This window comes from Rhizobium jaguaris (genome assembly GCF_003627755.1).
GTDB classification, from domain to species: Bacteria; Pseudomonadota; Alphaproteobacteria; order Rhizobiales; family Rhizobiaceae; genus Rhizobium; species Rhizobium jaguaris.
In genome coordinates this window covers 1207097-1231142 of the sequence record NZ_CP032694.1, presented here as the reverse complement: position 1 = coordinate 1231142, position 24046 = coordinate 1207097, and the positions used below count along the sequence as shown (strand labels likewise).

Annotated in this window: 21 protein-coding genes, 2 tRNA genes and 1 pseudogene; 10 read left to right on the top strand and 14 right to left on the bottom strand. The window is 59.2% G+C overall.

Annotated features, from left to right (window positions below; genetic code table 11):
- Positions 1-85 precede the first annotated feature (85 nt).
- Positions 86-1150, top strand: a complete 1065-nt coding sequence (locus CCGE525_RS06000; RefSeq protein WP_120703488.1) for a 3-deoxy-7-phosphoheptulonate synthase — start codon at positions 86-88, stop codon at positions 1148-1150.
- 114 nt (positions 1151-1264) lie between these two features.
- Here CCGE525_RS06000 and CCGE525_RS05995 read toward each other — a convergent pair whose 3' ends face one another.
- A complete protein-coding gene (locus tag CCGE525_RS05995) occupies positions 1265-2047 on the bottom strand; it encodes a class I SAM-dependent methyltransferase (RefSeq protein ID WP_120706280.1) in 783 nt (260 codons plus the stop codon).
- A gap of 201 nt (positions 2048-2248) precedes the next feature.
- On the opposite strand from CCGE525_RS05995, the gene CCGE525_RS05990 reads away from it, so the two are divergent.
- On the top strand, positions 2249-3139 hold the full coding sequence (locus CCGE525_RS05990) for a LysR family transcriptional regulator (protein WP_120703487.1): 891 nt from the start codon (positions 2249-2251) through the stop codon (positions 3137-3139).
- On the opposite strand, the gene CCGE525_RS05985 is transcribed toward CCGE525_RS05990, so the two are convergent.
- The 5 genes from CCGE525_RS05985 to CCGE525_RS05965 all read right to left on the bottom strand — a co-directional run bounded on the left by CCGE525_RS05985 (position 3136) and on the right by CCGE525_RS05965 (position 6109).
- Positions 3136-3534 carry a DUF6314 family protein gene (locus CCGE525_RS05985; protein WP_120703486.1) on the bottom strand — a complete coding sequence of 133 codons (399 nt, stop codon included), beginning with the start codon at positions 3532-3534 and terminating at the stop codon, positions 3136-3138. The two genes, CCGE525_RS05990 and CCGE525_RS05985, sit on opposite strands and share 4 nt — an antisense overlap.
- Positions 3535-3563: 29 nt before the next feature.
- Positions 3564-4097 carry a peptide-methionine (S)-S-oxide reductase MsrA gene (msrA, locus tag CCGE525_RS05980; RefSeq protein WP_120703485.1) on the bottom strand — a complete coding sequence of 178 codons (534 nt, stop codon included), beginning with the start codon at positions 4095-4097 and terminating at the stop codon, positions 3564-3566.
- Positions 4094-4543: a peptide-methionine (R)-S-oxide reductase MsrB gene (gene msrB / locus CCGE525_RS05975; protein ID WP_120703484.1), complete on the bottom strand. Its 450-nt coding sequence runs from the start codon at positions 4541-4543 to the stop codon at positions 4094-4096. Before msrB ends, msrA begins: the two co-directional genes overlap by 4 nt.
- Positions 4544-4827: 284 nt before the next feature.
- Positions 4828-5325, bottom strand: a complete 498-nt coding sequence (locus tag CCGE525_RS05970; RefSeq protein WP_120703483.1) for a GAF domain-containing protein — start codon at positions 5323-5325, stop codon at positions 4828-4830.
- 55 nt (positions 5326-5380) lie between these two features.
- Positions 5381-6109 carry a pentapeptide repeat-containing protein gene (locus CCGE525_RS05965; RefSeq protein WP_205587433.1) on the bottom strand — a complete coding sequence of 243 codons (729 nt, stop codon included), beginning with the start codon at positions 6107-6109 and terminating at the stop codon, positions 5381-5383.
- Positions 6110-7112: 1003 nt separating this feature from the next.
- Between CCGE525_RS05965 and CCGE525_RS05955 the strand changes: the two genes are divergently transcribed.
- Positions 7113-7844, top strand: a complete 732-nt coding sequence (locus CCGE525_RS05955) for an SOS response-associated peptidase (protein ID WP_120703480.1) — start codon at positions 7113-7115, stop codon at positions 7842-7844.
- A 94-nt stretch (positions 7845-7938) separates the two neighbouring features.
- Here the strand turns inward: CCGE525_RS05955 and CCGE525_RS05950 are convergent.
- Positions 7939-8015: transfer RNA gene (locus CCGE525_RS05950), tRNA-Pro, on the bottom strand.
- A gap of 303 nt (positions 8016-8318) precedes the next feature.
- Between CCGE525_RS05950 and CCGE525_RS05945 the strand changes: the two genes are divergently transcribed.
- The gene (locus tag CCGE525_RS05945; RefSeq protein WP_120703479.1) at positions 8319-8714 is read left to right on the top strand and encodes a hypothetical protein; all 396 of its coding nucleotides are present in this window, start codon (positions 8319-8321) and stop codon (positions 8712-8714) included.
- Positions 8715-8810: 96 nt separating this feature from the next.
- Here the strand turns inward: CCGE525_RS05945 and CCGE525_RS05940 are convergent.
- Together CCGE525_RS05940 and CCGE525_RS05930 are read right to left on the bottom strand one after the other, a co-directional pair.
- Positions 8811-9137, bottom strand: a pseudogene (locus tag CCGE525_RS05940) (hypothetical protein); the annotation flags it as partial.
- A 568-nt stretch (positions 9138-9705) separates the two neighbouring features.
- Positions 9706-9780, bottom strand: a tRNA-Gln gene (locus CCGE525_RS05930).
- 158 nt (positions 9781-9938) lie between these two features.
- Between CCGE525_RS05930 and CCGE525_RS05925 the strand changes: the two genes are divergently transcribed.
- Entirely contained in the window at positions 9939-10238 is a 300-nt protein-coding gene (locus CCGE525_RS05925; protein WP_120703477.1) for a cupin domain-containing protein, read from the top strand.
- Positions 10235-11143, top strand: coding sequence for an MBL fold metallo-hydrolase (locus tag CCGE525_RS05920; protein WP_120703476.1), 909 nt, complete (start codon positions 10235-10237; stop codon positions 11141-11143). The genes CCGE525_RS05925 and CCGE525_RS05920 overlap by 4 nt, the downstream gene beginning before the upstream one ends.
- A 4-nt stretch (positions 11144-11147) precedes the next feature.
- Here CCGE525_RS05920 and CCGE525_RS05915 read toward each other — a convergent pair whose 3' ends face one another.
- Positions 11148-12080 carry a DUF1499 domain-containing protein gene (locus CCGE525_RS05915; protein WP_120703475.1) on the bottom strand — a complete coding sequence of 311 codons (933 nt, stop codon included), beginning with the start codon at positions 12078-12080 and terminating at the stop codon, positions 11148-11150.
- A gap of 344 nt (positions 12081-12424) precedes the next feature.
- Here CCGE525_RS05915 and CCGE525_RS05910 point away from each other — a divergent pair, with 344 nt between their 5' ends.
- Together CCGE525_RS05910 and CCGE525_RS05905 are read left to right on the top strand one after the other, a co-directional pair.
- Positions 12425-12841: a hypothetical protein gene (locus CCGE525_RS05910; protein WP_162950133.1), complete on the top strand. Its 417-nt coding sequence runs from the start codon at positions 12425-12427 to the stop codon at positions 12839-12841.
- A 180-nt stretch (positions 12842-13021) separates the two neighbouring features.
- Positions 13022-13294 carry a hypothetical protein gene (locus CCGE525_RS05905; protein ID WP_120703474.1) on the top strand — a complete coding sequence of 91 codons (273 nt, stop codon included), beginning with the start codon at positions 13022-13024 and terminating at the stop codon, positions 13292-13294.
- A gap of 40 nt (positions 13295-13334) precedes the next feature.
- Here CCGE525_RS05905 and ppdK read toward each other — a convergent pair whose 3' ends face one another.
- Positions 13335-16001 carry a pyruvate, phosphate dikinase gene (ppdK, locus tag CCGE525_RS05900; protein ID WP_120703473.1) on the bottom strand — a complete coding sequence of 889 codons (2667 nt, stop codon included), beginning with the start codon at positions 15999-16001 and terminating at the stop codon, positions 13335-13337.
- A gap of 219 nt (positions 16002-16220) precedes the next feature.
- On the opposite strand from ppdK, the gene CCGE525_RS05895 reads away from it, so the two are divergent.
- Complete coding sequence (locus CCGE525_RS05895; protein WP_162950132.1) at positions 16221-17111, top strand: cobaltochelatase CobT-related protein; 891 nt, start codon at positions 16221-16223, stop codon at positions 17109-17111.
- On the opposite strand, the gene CCGE525_RS05890 is transcribed toward CCGE525_RS05895, so the two are convergent.
- The gene (locus tag CCGE525_RS05890; protein WP_120703471.1) at positions 17108-18433 is read right to left on the bottom strand and encodes a hemolysin family protein; all 1326 of its coding nucleotides are present in this window, start codon (positions 18431-18433) and stop codon (positions 17108-17110) included. The genes CCGE525_RS05895 and CCGE525_RS05890 overlap by 4 nt on opposite strands.
- Positions 18434-18739: 306 nt before the next feature.
- The gene (locus tag CCGE525_RS05885) at positions 18740-19528 is read right to left on the bottom strand and encodes a TetR/AcrR family transcriptional regulator (RefSeq protein WP_245472094.1); all 789 of its coding nucleotides are present in this window, start codon (positions 19526-19528) and stop codon (positions 18740-18742) included.
- A gap of 54 nt (positions 19529-19582) precedes the next feature.
- Here CCGE525_RS05885 and CCGE525_RS05880 point away from each other — a divergent pair, with 54 nt between their 5' ends.
- Entirely contained in the window at positions 19583-20449 is an 867-nt protein-coding gene (locus CCGE525_RS05880) for an MBL fold metallo-hydrolase (protein WP_120703469.1), read from the top strand.
- Between the two features lie 68 nt (positions 20450-20517).
- Here CCGE525_RS05880 and CCGE525_RS05875 read toward each other — a convergent pair whose 3' ends face one another.
- Positions 20518-23979, bottom strand: a complete 3462-nt coding sequence (locus CCGE525_RS05875) for a chromosome segregation SMC family protein (protein WP_120703468.1) — start codon at positions 23977-23979, stop codon at positions 20518-20520.
- Between the last annotated feature and the right edge of the window lie 67 nt (positions 23980-24046).

Sequence of the window (24046 nt, the reverse complement as noted above, 5' to 3'; positions counted from 1 at the left end):
GCAACGACATAGACCCGAACAGCCGCTAGTCTTACCTGGCGGCTTTTTTGTCGCCACGGTATGAACCCACAAAGGAACCGATACCGTGTTGAAATCCACTGATGATTTGCGAATTGTCGAGATTACTGCCCTGACGCCGCCCTCCCGCATTATAGAGGAGATCCCGCGGGACGAGGCCATTACCACGACCGTGACGGAAACTCGCAATGCCGTTCACGGCATCCTGCACAATGACGATGATCGATTGATCGTGGTTATCGGCCCCTGCTCCATCCACGATCCCGTCGCGGCACGTGACTACGCCGCTCGCCTGAAGGAACAGCGCGACCGGTTCGCCGACGATCTCGAAATCATCATGCGGGTCTATTTCGAGAAGCCTCGAACCACGGTCGGCTGGAAGGGCCTCATCAACGATCCCCATCTCGACGGAAGCTACCGCATCGAAGAGGGGTTGCGTATCGCCAGAAGTCTTCTGGTTGACGTCAACGAAATAGGGCTGCCGGCCGGTTGCGAATACCTCGACACGATCACGCCGCAGTACATTTCCGATTTGGTGAGCTGGGGCGCAATCGGTGCAAGGACGACCGAGAGCCAGGTGCATCGTCAGCTCGCTTCGGGCCTTTCATGCCCTGTCGGTTTCAAGAACGGAACGAATGGCGATGCAAAGATAGCTCTGGATGCGATCGTGGCAGCCTCGCAGCCGCATCATTTTCCGGCAGTGACCAAGGATGGCCTTGCGGCCATTGCCTCGACACGCGGCAACGACGATTGCCATCTCATTCTGCGCGGCGGCAAGCAACCCAACTATGACGCGGCCAGTGTGCAGGCGGTATCGGCACAGGCTCAGAAAACGGGGCTTGATCCGCGGATCATCATCGATGCCAGCCATGCCAACAGCGGCAAGGACCCTGAGAACCAGCCAATGGTCGTCAGCTCCGTCGCAGAACAAATATCTGCCGGCGACCGTCGCATCAAAGGCATGATGATGGAGAGCAACATCGTCGGCGGCCGCCAGGATCTCGTTCCCGGCAAAGCACTGGTCTATGGCCAAAGCATCACCGACGGCTGCATTGATTGGCCGACTTCCGTCCGGACATTGGAGGAACTGGCCCGAGCTGCACAAACAAGACGGCGGATGCCTCGCCAATAGCATTTTCCAGCCAGTGGATCGTTCACCAGCCGCGCCTTGGTGAACGATCCCTGTCCGCGATCAGGCTTGTCTTCGCCGAGCGGCCGCGGACAAAGCCTCCCTTTTCGATCCGGCTCAGGATCGCCCGCGACCAACGACCAGCTTCAGCGAGCCCTCGAATTCCGGCAGCGAGCGCAGTTGCCCGTATTTGGCGTCCCAGGTGCCGTCTTCCAGATCGCGGCTGAGATCGGCGACAAAGCGGTCCCCGATCGAAGCATCGACGAAACTCCAGGCGGAATTGGCAAGGCGCGCCCCCGCCTCCAGCAGGCGTTCCGGGCGCCCATAATAGGCCTCGCCGAAACCGTCTGTGCAGTTCAGCGTGATCGGCACGGGAATGACCTCCGCATTGCCGTCCAACCCTTCGCCGATGGTCGCCATTTGCGGATAGCGGCGCGCCTCTACCGCAATTACTTCCGGCGCATAGTCGACAAGCCAAAATCGATTGAGCTCGCTGGGATCGCCGGTCAAGATCAGGACGGGACCACGTGTCACCCGCCGCATCTCGGCAAGCCCGGCCGCGAGATCGGACCACTGATGCACGGTAAATGTCGCCATGCTGGCATCGAAACTGCCATCTGCAAAGGGAAGCTTCTCAGCTACGGCATCGATGGCGACAGGCAGATGCGCCGGCCGCTGCGCCCGCATGGATGCGGACGGTTCAACTGCCGTGACCATCCGGTCGAAAGGCTCGTAAGAGCCGGCGCCCGCTCCGACGTTGAGGATGCTACGGGCATTGCCCAATGCAGCACGGATAAATTCCGCAATATGCGGGTCGGGCTGGCGGTATTTTGCATAGTCCGTGCCAATGATGCCGTAATTTGCGTCACCGGCGCTGCCGTCCTGATGTCTGTTGGCCATCGTATCTTCATCCTCGTTGTCTGGTTGCACCGAGCAGTTTTGTGGCTCGCAGGGCATAGCCTCGCCGCCATCGAAATGCTCCCGCAATCCGAGTTTCATTGTTCCCTCAGCGGGGAAATTTAGATTGTAAGCCGGACAAAACATTATGGTGCGCAGGAAGAAAACCGATATGATCGAACAAGAGCTGTTCGGAAATCTCACATGGCCCGCCGCATCCCATCTCTCAATGCGTTACGCGCCTTCGAAGCCGCCGGCCGGCATGGGCGAATGACTTTGGCGGCCGATGAGCTGAATGTGACGCATAGCGCCGTCAGTCGTCAGATCCAGCATCTCGAAGATGTGCTGGGTGTGCCGCTGTTTGAGGGACCAAAGAACAAATTGCGGCTGACGGAGGCGGGTTCGACCCTGTTGTCGGGCTTAGTCTCCGCTTTCGATCAGATCGACATGTCGGTGCGAGCCGTTGCGGATACGGAAGACGGATCACTCGACGTCTCCTGCCCCGGCACCTTTACCATGCGTTGGCTGATCCCGCGGCTTTACCGGTTTCAGGCGGAGTATCCCAATATCGAAGTTCGTCTGACGGCATCGTCCCGTCCCGTCGATTTTACGCGCGACGGGTTCGACGTCGCGATCCGGGTCGGGACCGTACCCTGGCCACAAGGCGCTGAGGTGATCGCGCTGTTTCCGGAGCAGACGGGTCCGGTTCTCTCCCCTTCCCTCGAAAGAACCGTCGCGGAGAATTTCGCCGGCGTTCCGCAGCTTCATACGAGAACACGCCTTCGCGCCTGGGGCGACTGGCTGTCACGGTCGGGCGCAACAATCGAGGCGGGAACGCGCGTCGAATACGAGCATTTCTATTTCATGTTGGAGGCGGCCAGTGCCGGCCTGGGGGTCTGCGTCGCGCCTTGGCCCTATGTAACCGATGACATCCGCTTCGGCCGCCTCGCCGCTCCGTTGGGTTTCATCGACAGCGGACATCATTACGTGGCGCTGCGGCGCGCTCGGCGGAATCGAAAATCGGTATTGTTCTGCGAATGGCTGCAGAAGGAAGCGCAAGCATTTTCCGCTTCGCATCCGGCCCTGACTGGTTAGGCACGGCGATAGTGAGCCAGGCTTACATAGTGTTTTCGTGGCCCTTGCACGTGCCACATCTCGGCCCAGGCATCCGGGCCACGAAAGAATAGGCGGCCGCGATAAAGATCGGTGCCGCAGTGATGGACGACGCGTTGCGAGGCGCCATTTCCGATGCGGATGAACTCGGTGAGATTGGGGAAGCAGACGGCGAGATGCTTAGCCTCGCCACGTAGCCGATAGGTGCGGCTGCTCCTGAGCGTCGCATGGTCCGCCGTCGTGTCGCCGTGCTCCTCGAACTGGACAGGCGTCACGAACGCCTGTCCTTCGAACGAGATAACACCCCCGTTGAGGCGGTCGATGATCTTCCGCCTGACATCCCATGTACCGAGATACGAGTTCAGCCGTTCATTCACGGCCTTCGCCCGCGGCCATGGTCTTTCATTCAGGATGCCGCGCGCTGCGTGGCATCGGCGGCGGACTGCCTGACCGGCAGTTTCCAGCCTGGACGAACGAAATGGCAGGTGTAGCCGTTCGGAATGCGCTCCAGATAATCCTGGTGCTCCGGCTCGGCTTCCCAAAAGTCGCTTGCCGGCGTCACTTCGGTGACGACCTTGCCCGGCCACAGCCCGGAAGCGTCGACATCGGCGATCGTATCCAGAGCGACCCGCTTCTGCTCGTCGTTCGTATAGAAGATCGCCGAACGGTAGCTCGTGCCGACGTCATTGCCCTGGCGGTTGCGCGTGCTCGGATCATGGATCTGGAAGAAAAATTCCAGAAGGTCGCGATAGCTGATCTTCTCGGGATCGAAGGTGATCTCGATCGCTTCCGCATGGGTGCCATGATTGCGATAGGTCGCATTGCGAACGTCGCCGCCGGTATAGCCGACGCGTGTCGAGATGACGCCCTTATAGCGGCGAATGAGGTCCTGCATGCCCCAGAAACAACCGCCGGCGAGAACTGCACGTTCCGTAGTCATCTGATATCCTCCACTTGGTCGAGATAGGCACCATAGCCTTCAGCCTCCATCCTGTCGCGATGCACGAAGCGAAGAGAGGCAGAGTTGATGCAATAGCGCAGGCCGCCGCGATCTTGCGGCCCATCCGGGAAAACATGACCGAGATGGCTGTCGCCATGGATAGAGCGCACTTCGGTGCGCAGCATGCCATGCGAGAGGTCGGTAAGCTCGTTGATATTGGCAGCTTCGATGGGCTTGGTGAAGCTCGGCCAGCCGCAGCCCGAATCGAACTTGTCAGAAGAGGCAAACAATGGCTCGCCTGATACGACATCGACATAGATGCCGGGCTGCTTGTTGTTGAGATATTCGCCCGTGCCTGGACGTTCGGTACCGCTTTGCTGCGTCACGCGGTACTGCTCGGGAGACAGATTCGCTATAGCCTCGGAAGTCTTGCGGTAGTTCTGCATTCCTGTTCTCCTTGCCCTCAGACGCATGTTTCGAACTCAACCAGGTCTACGAGAGAACACTGGATATCGTTACAGACATCAAGCTCGATGAGCGTCGCGGGAGTGGTTGCGACGGAAATATAGGTATGGAGAAGGCGATTTGCCATATCGCACACGGCGGCGTGATGCGTCGCGCCTAAAGCTCGTCGCAATCTCCAGGATTCACTCCCACGCTTTAGCTCCTTGTTTGTGCATGTCGCTTTCGCAAAACAGCAGCACACTTTTGCGCGACATGCATTAAGCGATCAATCATCCCAGTCGCAGGCAGAGGCATAGATCGTCGCCAGAGCCTCGATGCCGGCCTGATCGTCCGCGTCGAAGCGGCCGGCGAGCGGACTATCCAGATCAACGACGCCGAAAACCTGGCCATCCTGAAACAGCGGCACCACCAGCTCCGAACGGGAGGCGGCATCGCAGGCGATATGGCCAGGGAAAGCATGCACGTCCGCGACAAGAATCGACTGTTCCTTCTCGACCGCCGTCCCGCACACGCCACGGCCAACCGCGATACGGACGCAGGCCGGCTTGCCCTGGAACGGTCCCAACACGAGCTCGTCATCCGACTGCAGGAAGTAAAAGCCGGCCCAGTTGAGGTCCGGCAGCATCTGGTAGATCAGCGCCGACGTATTGGCGGCGTTGGCGATCGGATCGGCCTCGCCCTCGAGCAGCGCCTGCAATTGACCGGCAAGCTCACGATAGAATTCGGGCTTGCTGTCGTGCTGGATCGTCTTTTCCACAAACATTGAATTACTGCCTCTCGATTATGTCATGACCTATGTCGTGACCAGCCGAATTGTTTCAGTCCTTGTCGTCGGGCGGACAGGGCCAGCTCTGCGGCGCCGTCAACCCGGCGGGCAACATGGTCGACTTATCGCCGCAGGCGAGATTGATCTGCTGTTGTGTCAAGCCGGTGGCGGCCGAGAGATCGAGCCCTTCGATACGGGTCAGAAACATGAACGCGCCGTCGAACGCGACCGGGCCCTTTATCGTCGCGCCGCTCAAAGTGGCACGGGATAGATTGGCGAGAGAAAAATTACTCCCCGTCAGCACCGCCTTGTCGAAATCGGCACGGCCAAGCTCGGCCTTCTGAAAATCCACATTGGCGAGCTGCGCGCCGCCGAATTCGGCCCGTTGCAGCTCGGCACTGGCGAATCTGGCGCCGTTGGCCGAGATATTGCTGAAATCGGAGCGGTATGCCTCGATCCTCGAGAAATTCGCCGCGTCGGCCCGCGCATTCTTTAACCACGCGCGCACAAGCGTTGCCTTCTCCAGATTTGCCAATGTGAGATTGGAGTTGCTGAGATCGGTGCTGTCGAAATGAGCGCCGGCAAGATTTGCCCCGTGCAGATCACTGCCCTGCAGCATGATGCTGGTTTTGCTGCATTCACTCCAATTCAGGCCGGGCGAGGCAACTCTGTCGCAATCTGCGGCCTGCGCGAGATCGTGGGCACCAGATGCGAGCAGGATTGCCACAGCCAGCGCCAGCCCGGAAAGACCGGCGGCAACAGGCCCATTCACGGCTTTCATGGCTGTAAAACAACTCAGAGCCGAACCGCCGGCATTTCGTCCCCGCCAAGACCGCATTCTCATCCCTCGCTTCGCTTTTCCAAGCGGGAGCCTCTCCTCGACATCGAGTCAGTCGTCCCGTTTCAACTCTGTATATAGTGTTTCCTGCAACGAAAAGCGCAATGCCGCAAAAGGATATCACGCAACAATTGCCATGACTGGATTGCTGCACCGTAAGAAGGCCGAGAGCAGAGAGGCGGCGGTCAATACCGACATAAACGGCATATCGGCGGCTCGCGATGATTACGAAGGCCAGCAAGAGCACAAGACAACGGGAAAATTCGGAAACACCGATATAGCCAAGGACTCCGACACTTGTTTCGAGAGCCTTAACCGAGGCCGGTAGCAACTGAGTGATGCCCCAGAAAAAAGTGGCCTGGCCGAGGGAAACGACCAGACCACCATGGTGCAGATTGGAGGTCAATCTAATCTAGCAAGCTAATGGTAAGTTAGACTTATTAATTGTCAACAGCAATCTGACCGCGCTTTTTGGCGCAGGTGGCTGCCGCGTAATCGAAGGCTTCATACGATGGATTTCGAGAGATTGGCCCGATCCAAAACGGCACAAGATTGGTGGATATTAATCAGAGGTTACCCAGCTGCGCGGCTACCATTGGATCATCTTGGCGAGACCCGCTTAGTTGCCCGCGCTGTCGTACTCACCCCTTAACGACAGCCGGGAGTTTCGGTGGGCGGGCCCACAAGGTGGCCGAAACTCCCGTCATCGCTCAAGAGCGAACAGATAGGCGAAATCGTGAAAACTCGTCAGCCTGCGAGATTGCAACTTTACCGTCGCTTAGCAACAGCGTCGAAAATATAATCGCCGATCACTTCCCACTTTGCCGCCGGAGCGTCCTGAGCGACAATCTCCCTCTGCCGATTGGGAACGGAGCGCGAGACAGGCGGCCTGTCGTCTCGAAACATACTATGAAGCCATCATGCGGTTGAACGAGGCGGTATAGCCATGTGTGGACGCATCTACATCCGAACATCCCTGAGGGAATTACTCGCCAACTTCGCTTTTGCCGGCCCCGGCGATGTCGAGCCGCTGTCTAACGGCTTCCCCCGTTATAACGGAGCGCCGCAGCAGGATTATCCGATCATCATCCGCGAGATCGTCCGGGAGCCCGACGTCATGGGGCCTGTCTTCGCGACGGCGCGATGGGGCTTTATATCGACTTGGATAAAGGATGCCGGTCGGCCGATGATCAACGTCAGGTCCGAAGGCATTTCGACCAACAGCATGTTTAAGCATTCCTATAAGTCGAAACGCTGTCTGGTGCCGATCAATGGCTTTTTCGAATGGAAGGACATTTACGGAACCGGCAAAAACAAGAAGCCCTATGCTATCGCAATGAAGTCAGGCGAGCCCTTCGCCCTCGCTGGCATCTGGGCGAGCCGACGCGATCCGGAAACCGGTCTTGAGCGGAGAACCTTCGCTATCATCACCTGTAAGCCAAATGAGCTGATGGCGACCATCCACGACCGCATGCCGGTCATCCTGCATCCGGAAGATTACGAACGCTGGCTTTCCTTCGAACCGGATCCGCACGATCTCACCAAGCCGTTTCCGTCTGAGCTTATGACCATGTGGCCGATCGGCAAGGATGTAGGATCGTCGAAAAATGATAGGCCCGATATCATCGAGCCTGTTGTAGAACCGTCCACGGACGATCCGGAACCGCCATTGCTGTAGCTCCGCCGTCTCGAATGGCCCGTTAGCTGGAAAATGGCTCTTGAGGAGGAAGTATTGTTCGGGATGACAGCCTTGAGTTCCTAGGCTTTTCGGCTGGTCGGAGTGGAGTGATTCGAACACTCGACCCCCACGTCCCGAACGTGGTGCGCTACCAGACTGCGCTACACTCCGTGACCAGCGGCGCCTCTATAGACCAGCCATTTTTGAAGCACAAGCACCAAAATCAAAAAAACCGTTTGATTCTTGACGAAAAAATTGCAGAGGCAATTGCTCAGAAAATCGGCAGGAAAATGGGTGTCGAACCGGCCGAAGTGCATAAGGCGCAACACATTTAGCAAAATCCCGCTTGTACACGCGGATGGGAATTTTCTTTTGCCGGCTTTGGCGCTAAAGCCTTTGCGGGACAGGCGGAAATGTCGTGGGACAGCGGCGTTTCCGCAGCCGATTGCGAGACAGAAGCTCAAGGACGATACGATGAATATCCGCATGATCACCGCGGCGGGGCTGTTGCTGGCCCTTGCCGGCTGCACCACCACAACTGTCGCTCTTCCGACGATTGCGAGCAACCCGGTTCAGGACCGCTGGGAAGGCCAGTCGGCTGGCCGTTTCTTCGCCACCTTCGGCCCGCCGATCTCCGACCGCGACGAAGGCGGCAACCGCGTCTACACGTGGCGGGGCGGCTACAAGACGGTCACCATCGCTGGCAAGAAGGGCGAAAAGAAGGGTAAGCTCTATCTCAGCTGCAAGGCCGATATCGTCACCAACCAGAGCTATGTCATCCGCGCGGTCCACATCCTCAGCGACCAGCCTGGCACCAGCGGCTCCTCCTACTGCGCCGAACTGCTGGCGCCGCCAGAAAAGGCGAGCTGAGTCTCGGGGTTTATCGGGGACGGAATATCGCGGGCGGCTCGAAAGGGTCGCCTGTTTTCATTTAGGAAATGCGCTCGGCATCGAAAAACACGCGTGCTACTGCAGCGTATACTTCTGCCCCAAACCCTGAACGAAGGCGTCCATCGGATCCAGGGGTCGACTACCATCCAATCCAATCGCCACAACAAACAGACGAAACCTGCCGTCAAGACTGGGGTCGAAGATTGCACCGATGACGATTTCGGCGTCGCCCTGCACTTCGTCCCGAATGCGGCTCGCTGCCTTGTCCACCTCGAAGAGTGTCATATCCGAACCTCCGGAGATCGAGACTAGAACACCCTTGGCACCTCTCATTGAAACGTCATTCGGCAACGGGTTCGCGATTGCCGCTTCGGCCGCTCTCATTGCCCTGCCTTCGCCCGTGCACGTCTATCGCTTCGAACAGCGATCGCGTTTCATCGTAGAAGCGCAACAAGGCGTTGATGGGGCATAGGCGGAGAGAGAAGAAGCCGATCAGTGCTCTCTAACGCAATCCTCTATTGTCAGGTATATTGCGATATACTTGCTCTGCTATCAATTTCGGCGATCTGGAAGTGTTGGGGGATGTCGTGAATCGTGCTCATGCCTAAAGCTAACAACTTTTAGCCGAGGACGCACGCTGCACGATTCATGATCAACATGGATGATAGGGAATCCCAGCCTCAAAGTGCTGATTCAAGCAATGAAAAATGTGGCGTCGGCTGCTATATTCAAAAGCGGCATCTCCTGCTGGGAGGCAGCTATGTCCGGGAAAAAAGAGCAAGGTCGCTCCAATACAGTCCCCATCCGAGGGTATCGCCTTCGCGCGAAACGGGGACGGCAATCTCGCGTCCTTCAACGAGCCAATCGCCAAGTCACCCTGATGGCCGCAGCCGTCATCATCGCGTTCTTTGTGGCCGTAACTCTGCAAGCCTTGCTGACGTAACTCTGGTCGGTTTCCCGAACATAGAAGTGGCTGGGGCGCCTGGATTCGAACCAGGGGATGGCGGTACCAAAAACCGCTGCCTTACCGCTTGGCTACGCCCCAACACTGGGAGATGGCGACTGTTCGCGCCAAATCGGCGTCTGATTAGCAAAGGTCGCATCCGCTCACAATCATTAAGTTATGGGTGAACGCATATTTCTGTGTGCTTCCGGCTGCCCTATGATAGGGCTTGTTATCCCAAAATCCACCCAGGAGATCTAATGAGCCAGTATCGTGCCCGCCCTCCGGCCGTCCCGTCGGTGCTTGTCGACGACGCTGTGGTGCGCATCACCCGCTGGGACTTCGAGCCGGGCGCCGATACGGGGCATCATGTCCATGGTCTCGGCTATGTCGTTGTGCCGATGACGGATTGCCGGTTTTTGATCGAGGAAGGGTCCGAGAGCCGACGCGTCGACCTCGTCAAAGGCGCGGCTTACCGGCGCGATGCCGGCGTCGAGCATAATGTGGTCAATGCCGGGTCGGAACCAATGGCCTTCATTGAGATTGAATATAAGCGATGAGCACTCCCGAATTCGACCTTGCCTTCGATCCTGCCTATGGCCGCGCCGTCCCCACAGCGCCCGGCGTCGAGCGGATGACGGTCAACAATCCCAGCGCTTTTACCTTCCACGGCACCAATAGCTATATCGTCGGCGGCTCGTCCGTGGCGGTGATCGACCCCGGCCCGGAGAATGACGCGCATTTCGCGGCTCTGATGACGGCGCTGAAGGGGCGCGAGGTGACGCATATCTTCGTCAGCCATACCCATCGTGACCACTCGCCGCTCGCCAGGCGGCTCAAGGAGGCGACGGGTGCCCTGACGGTCGGCGAAGGGCCGCACCGCGCCGCGCGGCCACTGCACGAGGGCGAGATCAATCCCTTCGCCGAAAGCTCGGATACGGGTTTCCTGCCGGATATCACGCTTGCCGATGGCGAAAGCGTCTCGGGAGACGGTTGGCAGCTGACTGCGCTTCTGACGCCTGGCCACACGGCCAACCACACCTGCTTTGCGCTGGAGGGGAGCGGCATCGTCTTTTCCGCCGATCACGTCATGGCCTGGGCAACGACGATCGTCGCCCCGCCTGACGGTTCCATGGCCGACTATATGGCTTCGCTCGACCGGCTGCTTGCCCGCGACGACCGCCTGTTCTTTCCCGGCCATGGCGGGCCGGTGATGGAGCCCGCCGCCTTCATGCGCGGGCTCAGAACCCACCGGCGCATGCGCGAGCGCGCCGTGCTGGAGCGCATCAGGGCTGGCGACCGCTTTATCCCCGACATGGTGAAAGCCATCTATCGCGAAACCGACCCGCGCCTGCATGGTGCGGCCGCACTCTCCGTGCTGGCGCATCTGGAGGATCTGGTGGAGAAAGGCCAAGTGGAGACAGACGGGCCGCCGGCGCTGTTCGGCGCCTACAGGCCTGCCTAGCCCATCAGCTTCCGGCAATGCCCAGAAGTTCGGCATCCAGCGCCTTCAAATAGCTTTCGGCTATGTTGGCGCTGATGCCGAGATCGTCCTGGCCGTAGCGGGAAGCGACGCGGACGTCGACAAGCGTCGTCTCTTCCTCTTCACGCAGGCGGATCAGCACATCGAAATGCAGACCGAGAATGCGGGTGCGGGTCTCGCCCTGCAGGACGACGTCGGAGTTTTGGCGAATCAAGGCAGCCACCTCGTCGCGAAGGGGACGTGGCGTCGGCACGGGGACGACATCTGGCATGTCGGTCACGGCACTATCGTCCGGGGTCTGGCTAGGATGCTGCCGCGGCCCGCGGCGCTTCGGCTTTTCATCGCCGTTCGGATCGATGACATCGGCGCCTTCGGCCTTGACGATGGTGATGTGATTGTCCTTGGCGACCTTGCGCACGGCCTCCAGCACGCGGTCGACAGCGCCCTCGTAGCGACGGCTGGTCAGGGCCGGATAGGCGGAGGATTGCGCCTCACGGTCCTCTGTTGTCACAAAATGCCTTGCCGGCAACCAAATCTGTTTGGCCTCCGGTAGCGCCAGCCATTCCGGAGCGTCGGTGAGATCCGTGGAGACATCGTAGATGGCGGGCCGCGTCCAATAGCGCTCGACGCCGATACCGACGATCGCCAGCGGCAAGGCGGCGTAAATCAGCGCCTTGACGGCCGAAACGCCACCGATGGCGGCAACCCGCCAGAGCTGGGTCAGGCCGACGACCGCCAGCGTTACCGCCAGCGCGGCAAAGCCCGCGGAAATCAGCATCAGCAGGACGAAATAGGGCGTTTCCAGTGGTCCGAATCGATGGCCGATCAAGATCACCCCGCTCAGCACCAGCGCAAAGGACGCAATCAAGCGCGCGGCGCGCGCGGCATGCGAAACGGGACGGTCGAAGCGAATGGTCATCAAAAGCTCGTCGGCGCGTCGGATCGGAAGGCGGATGCTACCCCAATCCCCAAGGTCGACCCCATGTTTAGAACAAGAAATGGCGAAAATAAATCAGATCTCGGCACAGACGATTAACGCGCCGCTGCAAGCAGATTCCGGACTAGAGCGGTTCAGCATTTCTCGGAATCGCTTCCTCGCTCTATTCCTTTGTTTTTGCGCATTCCGGACGGAAAACCGCTTCGCACTTTTCCTGGAATTGCTCCAGTGACGCAAAAACGTGAGTACTTGCTTAAATTCTGAAAAAGGGTCATGCTTTTTGACGTTTTACTGAGGCCATGAAAGGACTTGAGGAGATGGAAACGATGCAATCGCCGGACATCGCCGCCAAGCCGTTGCCTGCAGCGGCCGGCACGGTTGCCGATGCCGCCGATCCTACCTTGCCGCTCGAACTCTTGGAGCTGGAATTATCGCTTGAAGGTTTTTCCGGTGGCGAAGCGGCCTTTTGCGAAGCAGTGCGAGACGCTGCCGGGGCCGCACATGGCGAATTCCTCTTCGATCTTCCGGCCACGGGATTGATATCGGATTGCTGCCGGATTGCAGTTCTGCGAATCCCTGAGGATGGAGAGGCCATGCGTGTCATCTTCGCGGCGCTCGGCGAAGACGGCACGGAAATCCGTCTGCTGCAGCCGGATGAGGAAACCGAGCCCTTGCTCCACTTCACCGACGCTTTCGTCAATCTGCTGCAACGCTTGCCGCAAAGGCCGCGCGACGACGCTTGAGCAGCCTTTTGTTCTTTCGCAATTCCGGACGGAAAACCGCTGCGCACTTTTCCTGGAATTGCTCCAAGCCCCATCACGCCCTTCAACGGTTCGTGATAAGCTGTTGCCAATACGCCTTTCGCACCTCACCAAGCCAGACTATAATTCCCGGGTGCATATTTGTGCCGAGGATATCGAGTCATGCGTATTTTTCCCGCACTCTCTCTCATTGTCATAGCCCTGGTATTATCTGCCTGTCAGACGGCGGAAGAGATTCGCGCGGCAGACGAAGCGAGATGCAGCAGCTACGGCTTCCGGCGCGGCACCGAGAATTTCGCCAACTGTCTGATGAATCAGGACCTGAGCCGCCGTGCGGACCAGCGGGCTTTCATGGAAAGCAATAATGATTTCTACTGGGGGCCGCCCTTCGTGGTCGGACCGGGATATCATCGCTATTATCACCACTGGCACTGATCACTTCGCCTTTCGGCGACGCCCTTCCCCGCGACGAAGGCTATGCCTTGCCTCTGATCGCCGCCTGCGCCGCCGCAAGCCTTGCGATCGGCACGCGGAAAGGCGAGCAGGAGACATAGTCCAGCCCGATCTCCTCACAAAAATGGATCGAGGCCGGATCGCCACCATGTTCGCCGCAGATGCCGAGCTTCATATCGTTGCGCGTTCGGCGGCCGCGTTCGGCGGCAATGCGGATCAGCTCTCCCACACCATCGAAATCGAGCGAGATGAAGGGATCATGCTCGATAATCCCTTTGCGCTGATAGGTCGGGATAAAGGCGGCGGCATCGTCGCGCGACATGCCGAAAGTGGTTTGCGTCAGGTCGTTGGTGCCGAAGGAGAAGAACTCGGCCGCCTCGGCAATGATGTGGGCGCGAAGGGCAGCTCGCGGCAGCTCGATCATCGTGCCGACGAGATAGTCGATCTTCATCTTGGCTTCCGTCATGACGGCTCGGGCAACCTCATCGATGCGTGCCTTGACGTAATCGAGCTCCGAGCGCAGGCCGACCAGCGGCACCATGATCTCCGGCACGACCGCCGCACCCGTCTCCCTTGCGGCAGAGACGGCAGCTTCAAAAATAGCACGGGCCTGCATCTCGACGATTTCGGGATAGGAGATTGCCAGGCGGCAGCCGCGATGACCGAGCATGGGATTGAATTCATGCAGCGCATCGACGCGTTGGCGCAGCATGGCCGGCTCCATGCCCATGATGCCTGCAACCTCGGCGATCTCCTCATCCGTTTTCGGCAGGAATTCGTGCAATGGCGGGTCAAGCAGCCGGATGGTCACCGGCAGGCCGTGCATGATGGTGAACATGCCGGTGAAATCGAGCCGCTGCATCGGCAAGAGCTTGGCGAGCGCGGCGCGGCGCCCCTCCTCGCCTTCCGCGAGGATCATTTCGCGCATGACATGGATGCGGTCTCCCTCGAAGAACATATGCTCGGTGCGGCAAAGGCCGATGCCTTCCGCGCCGAAGGAGCGGGCCGCGCGGGCGTCCGCGGGCGTATCCGCATTCGTACGCACCGTCATGCGGCGCGAACGATCGGCCCAGGCCATGATGCGGCCGAAATCGCCGGACAGTTCCGGCTGGATCATCGGTACTTCGCCCTTCAGCACCTGACCGGTAGAACCGTCGATGGTAATGACATCACCCTTTTTCAGGGTGACGCCAATACCGATCAGCTTTTCGTTGCGCATGTCGATGCGCATGGTGCCGGCGCCGACGACGCAGGGAATGCCCATGCCGCGGGCAACCACCGCCGCGTGGCTGGTCATGCCGCCGCGCGTGGTGAGAATTCCCTCGGCGGCATGCATGCCGTGAATATCCTCCGGGCTCGTCTCGATGCGCACGAGAATGACCTTGCGGCCCTCCTCTTCGGCGATGATCGCCTCCTCGGCGGTGAAGACCACCTCCCCGATGGCCGCCCCCGGTGAGGCCGGCAGGCCGGAGCCGATGACCTCACGGCGCACGCGCGGATCGATCGTCGGATGGAGAAGCTGGTCGAGCGTCGCCGGCTCGATGCGCGAGACGGCCTCGTCCTCGGTAATCAGCCCCTCCTCGACCATGTCGACCGCGACCTTCATCGCCGCCTTGGTGGTGCGCTTGCCGGCGCGGGTCTGTAGCATCCAGAGCTTGCCGCGCTCGATGGTGAATTCCAGATCCTGCATGTCACGGTAATGCGCTTCGAGTTCAGCGCAGATGCGGCGGAATTCGGCAAAGGCTTCCGGCATCACCTTTTCCATCGACGGCCGGTCATAGCCGGAGGCGATGCGGGCCACCTCGGTGATGCTTTGCGGCGTGCGAATACCGGCGACGACATCTTCCCCCTGGGCATTGACGAGGAATTCGCCATAGAGCTCTTTCTCCCCGGTCGAAGGATTGCGGGTGAAGGCGACGCCGGTGGCCGACGAATTGCCGAGATTGCCGAAGACCATGGCCTGGATATTGACCGCCGTGCCCCAGGCTTCGGGAATATTGTGCAGATGACGATAAGTGACGGCTCGCGGGTTCATCCAGCTCGAAAACACCGCGCCGACGGCACCCCAGAGCTGCACTTCCGGCTCCTGCGGGAAGGCATCATCTAGCTCCTCTTCAATGACGGCCTTGTAGAGCGAGACAACATGCTGCCACTCGACGGCGGAAAGATCGGTATCGAACTCGTGGCCGAGACGGGCCTTCTCGTCCTCGAGGATTTCCTCGAAAACCTCGTTGTCGAGCCCCATGACGACGTCGGCATACATCTGGATGAAGCGGCGATAGCTATCCCAAGCAAAACGCGCATCGCCGGCATCATGGCCGAGCGCCTGCACGGTATCGTCGTTGAGGCCGAGATTGAGGACAGTATCCATCATGCCGGGCATGGAGGCCCGCCCACCGGAGCGCACGGAGACAAGCAGCGGCCGAACGGTATCGCCGAACTTGCGTCCGGTAATTTCTTCCATCTGCTTCAGCGCTTGCATCACCTGGAGTTTCAGATCTTCCGGAACATTGCGGCCGTTCTTGTAGTAGTAGGCGCAAGCGTCGCAGACGATCGTCAAGCCGGGCGGAACCGGCAGACCGAGGCTGCACATTTCGGCGAGATTAGCACCCTTCCCCCCGAGCCGCTCATAATCCCTGGCGCGACCCTCGGCCTTTCCATTGCCGAATGTATAAACCCACTTCGTCATTTTCCCCCGTCCAACTCCCAAGGTTGAACTTAATTCATTGAGGTGGAAATGAAAATCGACAAATGCGGCAAAATGTTGCGCCGCACAATAAATATGGAGAAAACCGCAAAAATACGGACAGATTGGCAAATTTCTCTTCATTGCCGATTGGTTCAGAGCTAGCAATCGCTGATGCAATTTCTAAGAGCTATATTCAAAAAGCCAGCAACCGAGCCTGCAATGGATTCGATCACATCCTATCGAGTCTATACGCGTGAGTTCGACAAAACCTTAGCATCCAATCAGTTGGATAGCGCTCTGGGACCACTCTCGATTGAGCATGCCGCAGCGTTAGATGCAGCATGGCAACGATATCAAGGCGCGCTCGTTGATTGGCGGATGGAATGCGATATTGCCGCATTAGAGGCTTCACGGCTGGTGCGGATGCAAACCACAGAACAGATGCGCAATGATACAGTGGTCTCGATCTTAGTCGACCATTCCGGCTCGATGAGAGGGCAATCGATATTGCTCGCGGCGGCCACAATCGACGTCGCCACTGATTTTCTAGTGCACCTCGGTTGTAAGGTGGAAGTTCTCGGTTTTACAACGACATCCTGGCAGGGCGGACGCTCGCGAAAACACTGGCTTTCAGAACGCCCACGTCCAAAGACGCCTGGACGACTCTGCGACCTTCTCCACATCATCTACCGAACTGCAGACAGCACTTTGCCGCACGCCGGCGACCTTAGGCCGATGCTAAGACCCGATTTGCTGAAGGAGAATGTTGACGGTGAAGCGCTGCAATGGGCCGCGAGCCGACTACGCGATCGGCCTGAAAAACGTAAGTTGCTGCTGGCCGTTTCCGATGGCGCTCCTGTTGATGATTCTACGCTCGCTGAAAATGATCATTATTTTTTGGCAAGACATCTAACCGAAGTCATTAAGAACATTGAAGCAGAGGCCGTTATCGAACTAGCGGCAATAGGTATCAGAAACGACCCCGCTCACAGCGTAACCCATTATTATCGCATTGCAGAAAGCATCGACGTTCCACAGGACTTAGGCAGGTCGACACTCGACCTGCTGCAGCGTTTGCTGCTGAACAATGGACAGCAGAAATCGGACTAAGCCTCCGCCTCCCGGCGCGCCAAAATCTTGTCGATCCGCATACCGTCCAAGTCGACGATTTCGAAGTGCCAGCCATCGAACGTAAAGCTCTCGCCGACCTCCGGAATATGACCGAGCTGGAAAAGCGCAAAGCCGGCGAAGGTGTGAAAATTGCCGTCTTCGGAGGGCTCACGCACGCCTAGTCTTTGGAAGGCGTCATAGGCAGGCATCATGCCTTCCATCAGCAATGAGCCGTCGGCGCGCTCGACGATATCCGGTCCCTCGTTCTCCATGTCCGGCAGGTCACCGGCGATGGCTTCCAGCAGGTCCGTCTGCGTGACGATGCCCTCCAGGCTGCCATATTCATCGATGACCATGGCGAGACGGACGGGCGCGCGCTTGAAACTCTCAAGCACTTTAAACACGGCCGTCGCTTCATGAACAATGAGCGGCTGACGCATGACTGCAATCGGATCGAGGGGCTGGCCGTTCAGGAGCTGATCGAGAAGATCCTTCTTCAGGATCATGCCGATCGGTTCGTCTATCGTTCCGCGACCGACCAGAAGCTGTTCGAAACGGCTTTCGCGAATGGCCTTCAGCATCTCCTCAGGCGTGTCCTCGGCATCGATCCAATCAACGTCCAGCCTGGGCGTCATGATATCGGAAACATCGCGATCGCCAATGTTGAAGACACGCTCGACCAGCTCCTGCTGTGCCTGTTCCAGCAAGCCTGCCTCCTGGCTTTCCGCCACCAGCATTTTGATCTCGGCAGGGGAATGCAGCGAGCCTTCGCCGGCGCCCGGCCGCAGCCCGAAGAGGCGCACAACCATATTCCCGAGGCCGTTCAACACAAAGATCGCTGGGCGGAGCAGGAACAGGAACAAGCCCAACGGCCGCACGACACCCAGGGCAGTGCCTTCACTGCGCTGCAACGCCAGGCTCTTCGGCGCAAGTTCGCCGAGAACGATATGCAGGGCCGTGATGATGATGAAGGAAATCGCGACGGCCACGGCATGCGATCCGGCAGCGGCCCATGAGCCGGGCAGAAAATCGAGAAGCGGCTCAACCAGATGGGCGAGCGCCGGCTCACCGACCCAACCGAGCGCGAGCGAAGATATGGTGATGCCGAGCTGGGTCGCCGCAAGATTGGCATCGAGATTGTCGACCGCCCGTTGCAGGGCCGCGGCATTCATGCGTCGTTCGGCTACAAGCTCGGCCACACGGCTACGCCGAACGGAGACGAGCGAAAACTCTGCGGCAACGAAGAAACCATTAGCGGCGACAAGAAAAAACACAGCGAATATTCCGAGGACATCGAAAATACCGCCATCATATCCAGACATACTTCCCTTCCGGGCGGATTAGCGCCACGTATTATTGATCGAAAAGAAATCTAACACGCTTTCCGGCTGTGCGGCAGCCGAGACAGCAATTTCTTGTAGATAAGTGAAACATTTTTCGTTCCAAGGGGCGTTGCCGGGATACGGCGAAATGCAAAGAGCGCCTAGATTTCTTGAAACCAAAGGGTCAAATGAACCGTCAAGACCTGCTGTGTACGGAGCCAAAGCGGGAGGTCGATAGCGGCTTTCGCCAGGCTAACTTTCGACACCGTAATAGCGCTCGAACAGAAATTTCGCCCGGACATCACGCTAGGCGAAGAGCCCACCAAAGATGACTTCCTTGAATTCGAGCAGCGCTGCATCGCTCTTTTCGGCTCGCATACGCAACAACGCGCCTTCCCAACTGTTCAACACGAAACGACCGAGCAAAGCCGCAGGAAGCTTGTTGTCGATGTCTCGCCGCTCCTGCGCCTCTGCGATACATTTTTCAAAGAAACTGCTCCAAGCTTCAAGATGTTCAACCACATGCTCGCGCACGGGCTCGCTATGATCGGCAACCTCTGCGGCGAAATTGCCAAGTAAGCATCCTCGCGCAAATCCATTCGCTCTGAAGGCAGCGATGCGATCATCGAAATAGGCTTCCAACCTGGCGAGTGGACCAACATTCGAATTGCAGAAGAAGTCACGCAACTTGCTCTCGTTGCGATCGAAATAGGCATCGATCACTTCGATCCCGAATGCCTCCTTGCTCGGGAAATGATTGTAAAAAGAAGCCTTGGGAACATCCGCCCGATCTACGATGCTCTGGATGCCGGTCGCGGCATAGCCTTCGGCGTGGATTATCTGCAGTCCCACCTGAAGGAGGTTGTTACGCGTATCGGGCTTTGGCTTTGGGCCGCGCTTGGCGCCTGTAGAAGATTTCATTTCAGGCCTCTTGACTAATTCAGACCAACCGGTCATACGGTGTTTATCGCCAGTCTCGGAACAACTGTCAAGAGAGGGGCAGCTAACACGCATCATACCGGAAGTCGAATACGGGCATCCTCGTTTGGGACGCCTGCCGGCGAAGCGCGCCCCGATCATCGCGAATATGAGCATTGATCCAACGAGATCAATTGGTTGCCAAGCCCTCAAACCGCAATGGAGATAACAATGACCGAGATTGAAACTGCGAAGCCGGGCCTGAACTGGGATGTATTGACGATCAAACGCCCCGGCCTTGGCCGCGACGTGCCAGCCGGCAAAGAGGAGCTGATGTGGGTGGTGAATTCATCGACGCTCATCTATGGCGAGCGCGACGCAGTCCTTGTCGATACGTTTCTCACAGCCGAGCAGGCGCAGGTCTTGGTGGAATGGGTCGCCGCGAGCGGCAAGAACCTCACCACGATCTACGTCACCCACGGACATGGCGATCATTTCTTTGGCCTCGCGCCGCTTCTGGAGCGTTTCCCCAATGCAAAGGCGTTCGCGACGCCGGCGGTGGTCGAGGCCATGCATGCGCAACTGTCGCCAGAGTCGATCGACAATTTCTGGCGCAGACTCTTTCCCGGCCAGATTCCAGACCGATTGCTCATCGCCGAACCGCTCGACGGCGACAGTGTAGAACTGGAAGGGCATAAGCTTGTCGTGGTGAATACTGGGCATACCGACACGAGCCATTCAACCTGCTTGTATGTCCCCTCGACCGGCCTGATCGTCGGCGGTGACGTCGTCTATAACGGTATCCATCCTTACCTTGGCGAGACCGATACGCAGAGCCGGCTTGAATGGATCGCCGCGCTTGACAAGCTTGAGGTACTGCAGCCCCAGACGGTAATCGCAGGGCACAAATTGCCTGAAAACGCCGATGATCCCCGGATTATCAGCGAGACGCGGCAATATCTTCTCGATTTCAATCGCCTGAATGAGGCAACGACGACCGCGCGTGAGCTCTACGACGCTATGCTGGAACTCTATCCCAATCGCGCCAATCCAGGCTCACTTTGGGGTGCCTCGAACGCCGCCAAAAAGCAGGGTTGAGAACACGTCTCGGATTGGTTCGGACAATCAACGCATTGTTGGAAGCTGCCGCCGAACAACGAAAAACATCAAGCTATTTCCCGCAATTGCTCCGCGGTCTGCAGGTCGACGGAAACAAGCTGTGAAACGCCCTGTTCGGCCATAGTGACGCCGAAGAGACGGTCCATGCGCGCCATAGTGATGGGATTGTGAGTAATGACCACGAAACGCGTTTCAGTCGATGCCGCCATCTCGTCCATGAGATTGCAATAGCGCTCGACATTGTGGTCGTCGAGCGGCGCGTCGACTTCGTCCAGCACGCAGATCGGCGCCGGATTGGTGAGGAAGACGGCAAAGATCAGCGCCATCGCCGTCAACGCCTGTTCGCCACCGGAAAGCAGCGTCATGGTCTGCGGCTTCTTGCCCGGCGGACGGGCGAGGATTTCGAGGCCGGCCTCCAGCGGATCGTCCGATTCGATCAATTGCAACTCGGCCGTTCCGCCGCCGAAGAGATGCGTAAACAGCCGCTGGAACTGCACATTGACGACGTCGAAAGCGGCGATCAGCCGCTCGCGGCCTTCTCGGTTAAGGCTCTGGATCGCACCGCGCAGCTTACGGATGGCGTCGATGACATCGTCGCGCTCCTTGATCAAGGCCCGTAGCCGTTCGGTCAGTTCTTTGCTTTCCTCTTCGGCACGCAGATTGACGGCACCGAGGCGCTCGCGCTCGATCTTCAGCCGCTCCAGCTCACGCTCCACTTCGCGCAAATCGGGAATATTCTGCCCCGCCGACAGGCCCGCGAGCCGCAACACCTCGTGCAGTTCTACATTCAACGCCTGGCGGATGCGCAACTCGCTTTCCTGACGGCGCTCGCGGGCAGAAACCAGCCGCTCCTCGATACGGCCGCGCTTTTCGCGGCTTTCCGCCAGTTCCGACAGCGCCGTGGCGGCCTGGCGGTCGGCCTCGCGCTGAACGATTTCTGCCTCAACCAGGCGGTCGGCCGCGGCGCGGCGCGCCTCCTCGGCCTTTTGCAGCTCGTTCATCAGCGCGCGGCGCTTATCATCGAATTCATCCGGGGCAAGGTCCAGCTCGGCTGCCTCGTCGCGCGCCTCTTTCTCGCGGTCGCGCAAAGTCTGGATATGCTCTTCGGCGCTGGCGGCACGCTGGCGCCAACCGTCGCGCTCCTGCCGGATCGCCAGGATGCGGCGCTGCCGCGCTTCGTTTTCCCGATTGAGGCCCTCGTAACGGGCACGCGCCTCTGCGAGAGCACCGCGATCTGTGGCGACATCCGCCTGCTGATCGCGCAGCTTGAGATCCATCGTCGTCAGATCGGGCGCATCCTCCAATTCGATGCGGGCATTTTCATCTTGCACCGCCACCTCTTCCATCTGTGCCTGCAGATGGCTGGTAGCTTCCGTGATGACATCGCGACGGCGGATCAAGTCGCCGGAGGCGCGCTCCGCCATCGCCAATGCTTCGCGAGCTTCCGCGAGGTGGCGGGCAGCAAGCCGGCTGGTGTCACGCGCGACGACAAGCCGACCTTCCTCGGCGCGGATCGCATCGCCGGCGATTGCCAAGCGCTCCTCGGCCTCGGCCAGGACATCACGTGCCACCTCGGCTTCGGCCTCAAGCTCCGCAAGGCGATTTTTCTGTGCCAATCGCAGGGCGGCTGCGCTGGGGGCATCGGCCCCGGTCACGTGCCCGTCCCAGCGAAATACGGCGCCGTCTTTCGTCACCAGCCGCTGGCCTGGTTTCAATGTCGGCATGAGACGCATGGCGTCCTCGGCGGCGACAAGGCCGATCTGGCGCAGACGCCTCGTCAACGCAGCCGGTGCGCCGACATGCGTAATCAGCGGCACGACGCCTTCCGGCAAGGCGGGATCGGTCGCGCCGCTCCCATTGTCGGACCAATACACCGGCGCTTGCGGATCCAGCGGCGATTCAAGATCGTCGCCAAGAGCTGCACCAAGCGCGGTCTCGAAGCCGCGATCGACGCGCAGTTCTTCCGCAACGGGTGCAAATGCGGCCGAGGTGGCTCCCGCCGCCAGCATATTGGAGATCGTGCGTGCTTCCGTTTCCAAGGCATTCAGCCGCGAACGGGCTTCATCGACCGGCGCGCGGGATAAAGCTTCGGTTTCACGGGCCCTAGAGAGGGCCGCCTCGACGAACTGGATCGCCACCTCCGCATCGGCTACGACATTTTCAGCGGCCTCGACCACGTCGCGCTTTTCGCCGGGATCCGGCAGGGCGGCGATTTTTTCATCGATCGCAGCAAGCTCACGGTTCGCCTCGTCCATCTGGCGTTCCAGCCGCATCTTGCGGTCGGCAAGATCGCGGATGGCGCGCTCGAGCTGATTGCGGGCGGCAGCAGCTTCTGCGCGTTCCGCAGTCAGCGCGGTAAAGATACGCTCGCTATCGGCCAGCTTGGCGGCAGCCTCTTCGAAAGCCTCGCGCGTCTCCTCGGCAAGCCGGCCCGAATCGGCGAGAATATCGGCAATATCGGCCTCCTCCGCGTCGAGCTTGGCCAGGATTTGAGTATTGTCGGAAACAAGGCGCTCTTCGCGGCGGATATCTTCAGCTAGTTGCGCCAGCCGCCGGGTCAACTCGTCTCGACGACCGAGAATGCGGTTGGCATCCTCTTCAAGCTGAGTGCGGGCGATCTGCAGGCGCTGCAATGCGGCCGCGGCTTTTGCTTCCCCTTCTCGCAGTTCCGGCAGCTTCAGGCTGGCGACACCCTGTGTCTTCGCCGCCTCCATCTGTATCTGCGCCTTTTCGGCAACCAAAAGCGTCGCCTGCTTGAGGGCGTTGTCGGCCTCCGCTTCCGCCTCCTTTGCTTGCACCCAGTGGATATGCAGGAGCATGGCCTCGCGGGCTCGGATATCGGCGGAGAGCATCTTGAAGCGGTTGGCCTGACGCGCCTGGCGCTTCAGGCTCTCGATCTGGCTTTCAAGCTGCGAGGTCACGTCATCGAGACGTTCGAGATTGCCTTCGGCGGCGCGCAGGCGCAGTTCCGCTTCGTGTCGGCGCGAATGCAGGCCGGAAATGCCGGCCGCCTCTTCGAGAAGTTGCCGGCGAGCCTGTGGCTTGGCCTGGATCAGCTCGCCGATACGCCCTTGCCCGACCATCGACGGCGAACGCGCGCCGGTCGAGGCATCGGCGAACAACAGTTGCACATCCTTGGCGCGGGCCTCCTTGCCGTTGATGCGATAGAGCGAGCCCTGCTCGCGTTCGATGCGGCGGGTGACCTGGATTTCGTCACTGTCGTTAAAGGCGGCGGGTGCCGTGCGGTCGCTGTTGTCGAGATAGAGGCCGACTTCCGCGGTATTGCGCGCCGGGCGATTGCCGGAACCGGAGAAGATGACATCGTCCATGCCTGAGGCGCGCATGTTCTTGTAGGAATTCTCGCCCATCACCCAGCGCAGCGCTTCGACCAGGTTGGACTTGCCGCAGCCGTTCGGACCGACGACGCCGGTCAATCCGCGCTCAATGACGAATTCCGCCGGCTCCACAAAGGATTTGAAGCCGACGAGACGAAGCCTGTTGAACTTCATAAGCGCCACTCCCCCTCTCCGCGCGGGCGGAGGAAGGACGAAACCCCTATCTTTTCAGGAGTGAGAG

Bases quoted from the DNA above. Each gene is read 5' to 3' on its own strand.
- CCGE525_RS05995 (WP_120706280.1), bottom strand. From the start codon at position 2,047: ATGGCCAACAGACATCAGGACGGCAGCGCCGGTGACGCAAATTACGGC.
- CCGE525_RS05990 (WP_120703487.1), top strand. From the start codon at position 2,249: ATGGCCCGCCGCATCCCATCTCTCAATGCGTTACGCGCCTTCGAAGCC.
- msrA (WP_120703485.1), bottom strand. From the start codon at position 4,097: ATGACTACGGAACGTGCAGTTCTCGCCGGCGGTTGTTTCTGGGGCATG.
- msrB (WP_120703484.1), bottom strand. From the start codon at position 4,543: ATGCAGAACTACCGCAAGACTTCCGAGGCTATAGCGAATCTGTCTCCC.
- CCGE525_RS05970 (WP_120703483.1), bottom strand. From the start codon at position 5,325: ATGTTTGTGGAAAAGACGATCCAGCACGACAGCAAGCCCGAATTCTAT.
- CCGE525_RS05965 (WP_205587433.1), bottom strand. From the start codon at position 6,109: ATGAAAGCCGTGAATGGGCCTGTTGCCGCCGGTCTTTCCGGGCTGGCG.
- CCGE525_RS05955 (WP_120703480.1), top strand. From the start codon at position 7,113: ATGTGTGGACGCATCTACATCCGAACATCCCTGAGGGAATTACTCGCC.
- CCGE525_RS05945 (WP_120703479.1), top strand. From the start codon at position 8,319: ATGAATATCCGCATGATCACCGCGGCGGGGCTGTTGCTGGCCCTTGCC.
- CCGE525_RS05925 (WP_120703477.1), top strand. From the start codon at position 9,939: ATGAGCCAGTATCGTGCCCGCCCTCCGGCCGTCCCGTCGGTGCTTGTC.
- CCGE525_RS05920 (WP_120703476.1), top strand. From the start codon at position 10,235: ATGAGCACTCCCGAATTCGACCTTGCCTTCGATCCTGCCTATGGCCGC.
- CCGE525_RS05915 (WP_120703475.1), bottom strand. From the start codon at position 12,080: ATGACCATTCGCTTCGACCGTCCCGTTTCGCATGCCGCGCGCGCCGCG.
- CCGE525_RS05910 (WP_162950133.1), top strand. From the start codon at position 12,425: ATGCAATCGCCGGACATCGCCGCCAAGCCGTTGCCTGCAGCGGCCGGC.
- CCGE525_RS05905 (WP_120703474.1), top strand. From the start codon at position 13,022: ATGCGTATTTTTCCCGCACTCTCTCTCATTGTCATAGCCCTGGTATTA.
- ppdK (WP_120703473.1), bottom strand. From the start codon at position 16,001: ATGACGAAGTGGGTTTATACATTCGGCAATGGAAAGGCCGAGGGTCGC.
- CCGE525_RS05895 (WP_162950132.1), top strand. From the start codon at position 16,221: ATGGATTCGATCACATCCTATCGAGTCTATACGCGTGAGTTCGACAAA.
- CCGE525_RS05890 (WP_120703471.1), bottom strand. From the start codon at position 18,433: ATGTCTGGATATGATGGCGGTATTTTCGATGTCCTCGGAATATTCGCT.
- CCGE525_RS05885 (WP_245472094.1), bottom strand. From the start codon at position 19,528: ATGCTCATATTCGCGATGATCGGGGCGCGCTTCGCCGGCAGGCGTCCC.
- CCGE525_RS05880 (WP_120703469.1), top strand. From the start codon at position 19,583: ATGACCGAGATTGAAACTGCGAAGCCGGGCCTGAACTGGGATGTATTG.
- CCGE525_RS05875 (WP_120703468.1), bottom strand. From the start codon at position 23,979: ATGAAGTTCAACAGGCTTCGTCTCGTCGGCTTCAAATCCTTTGTGGAG.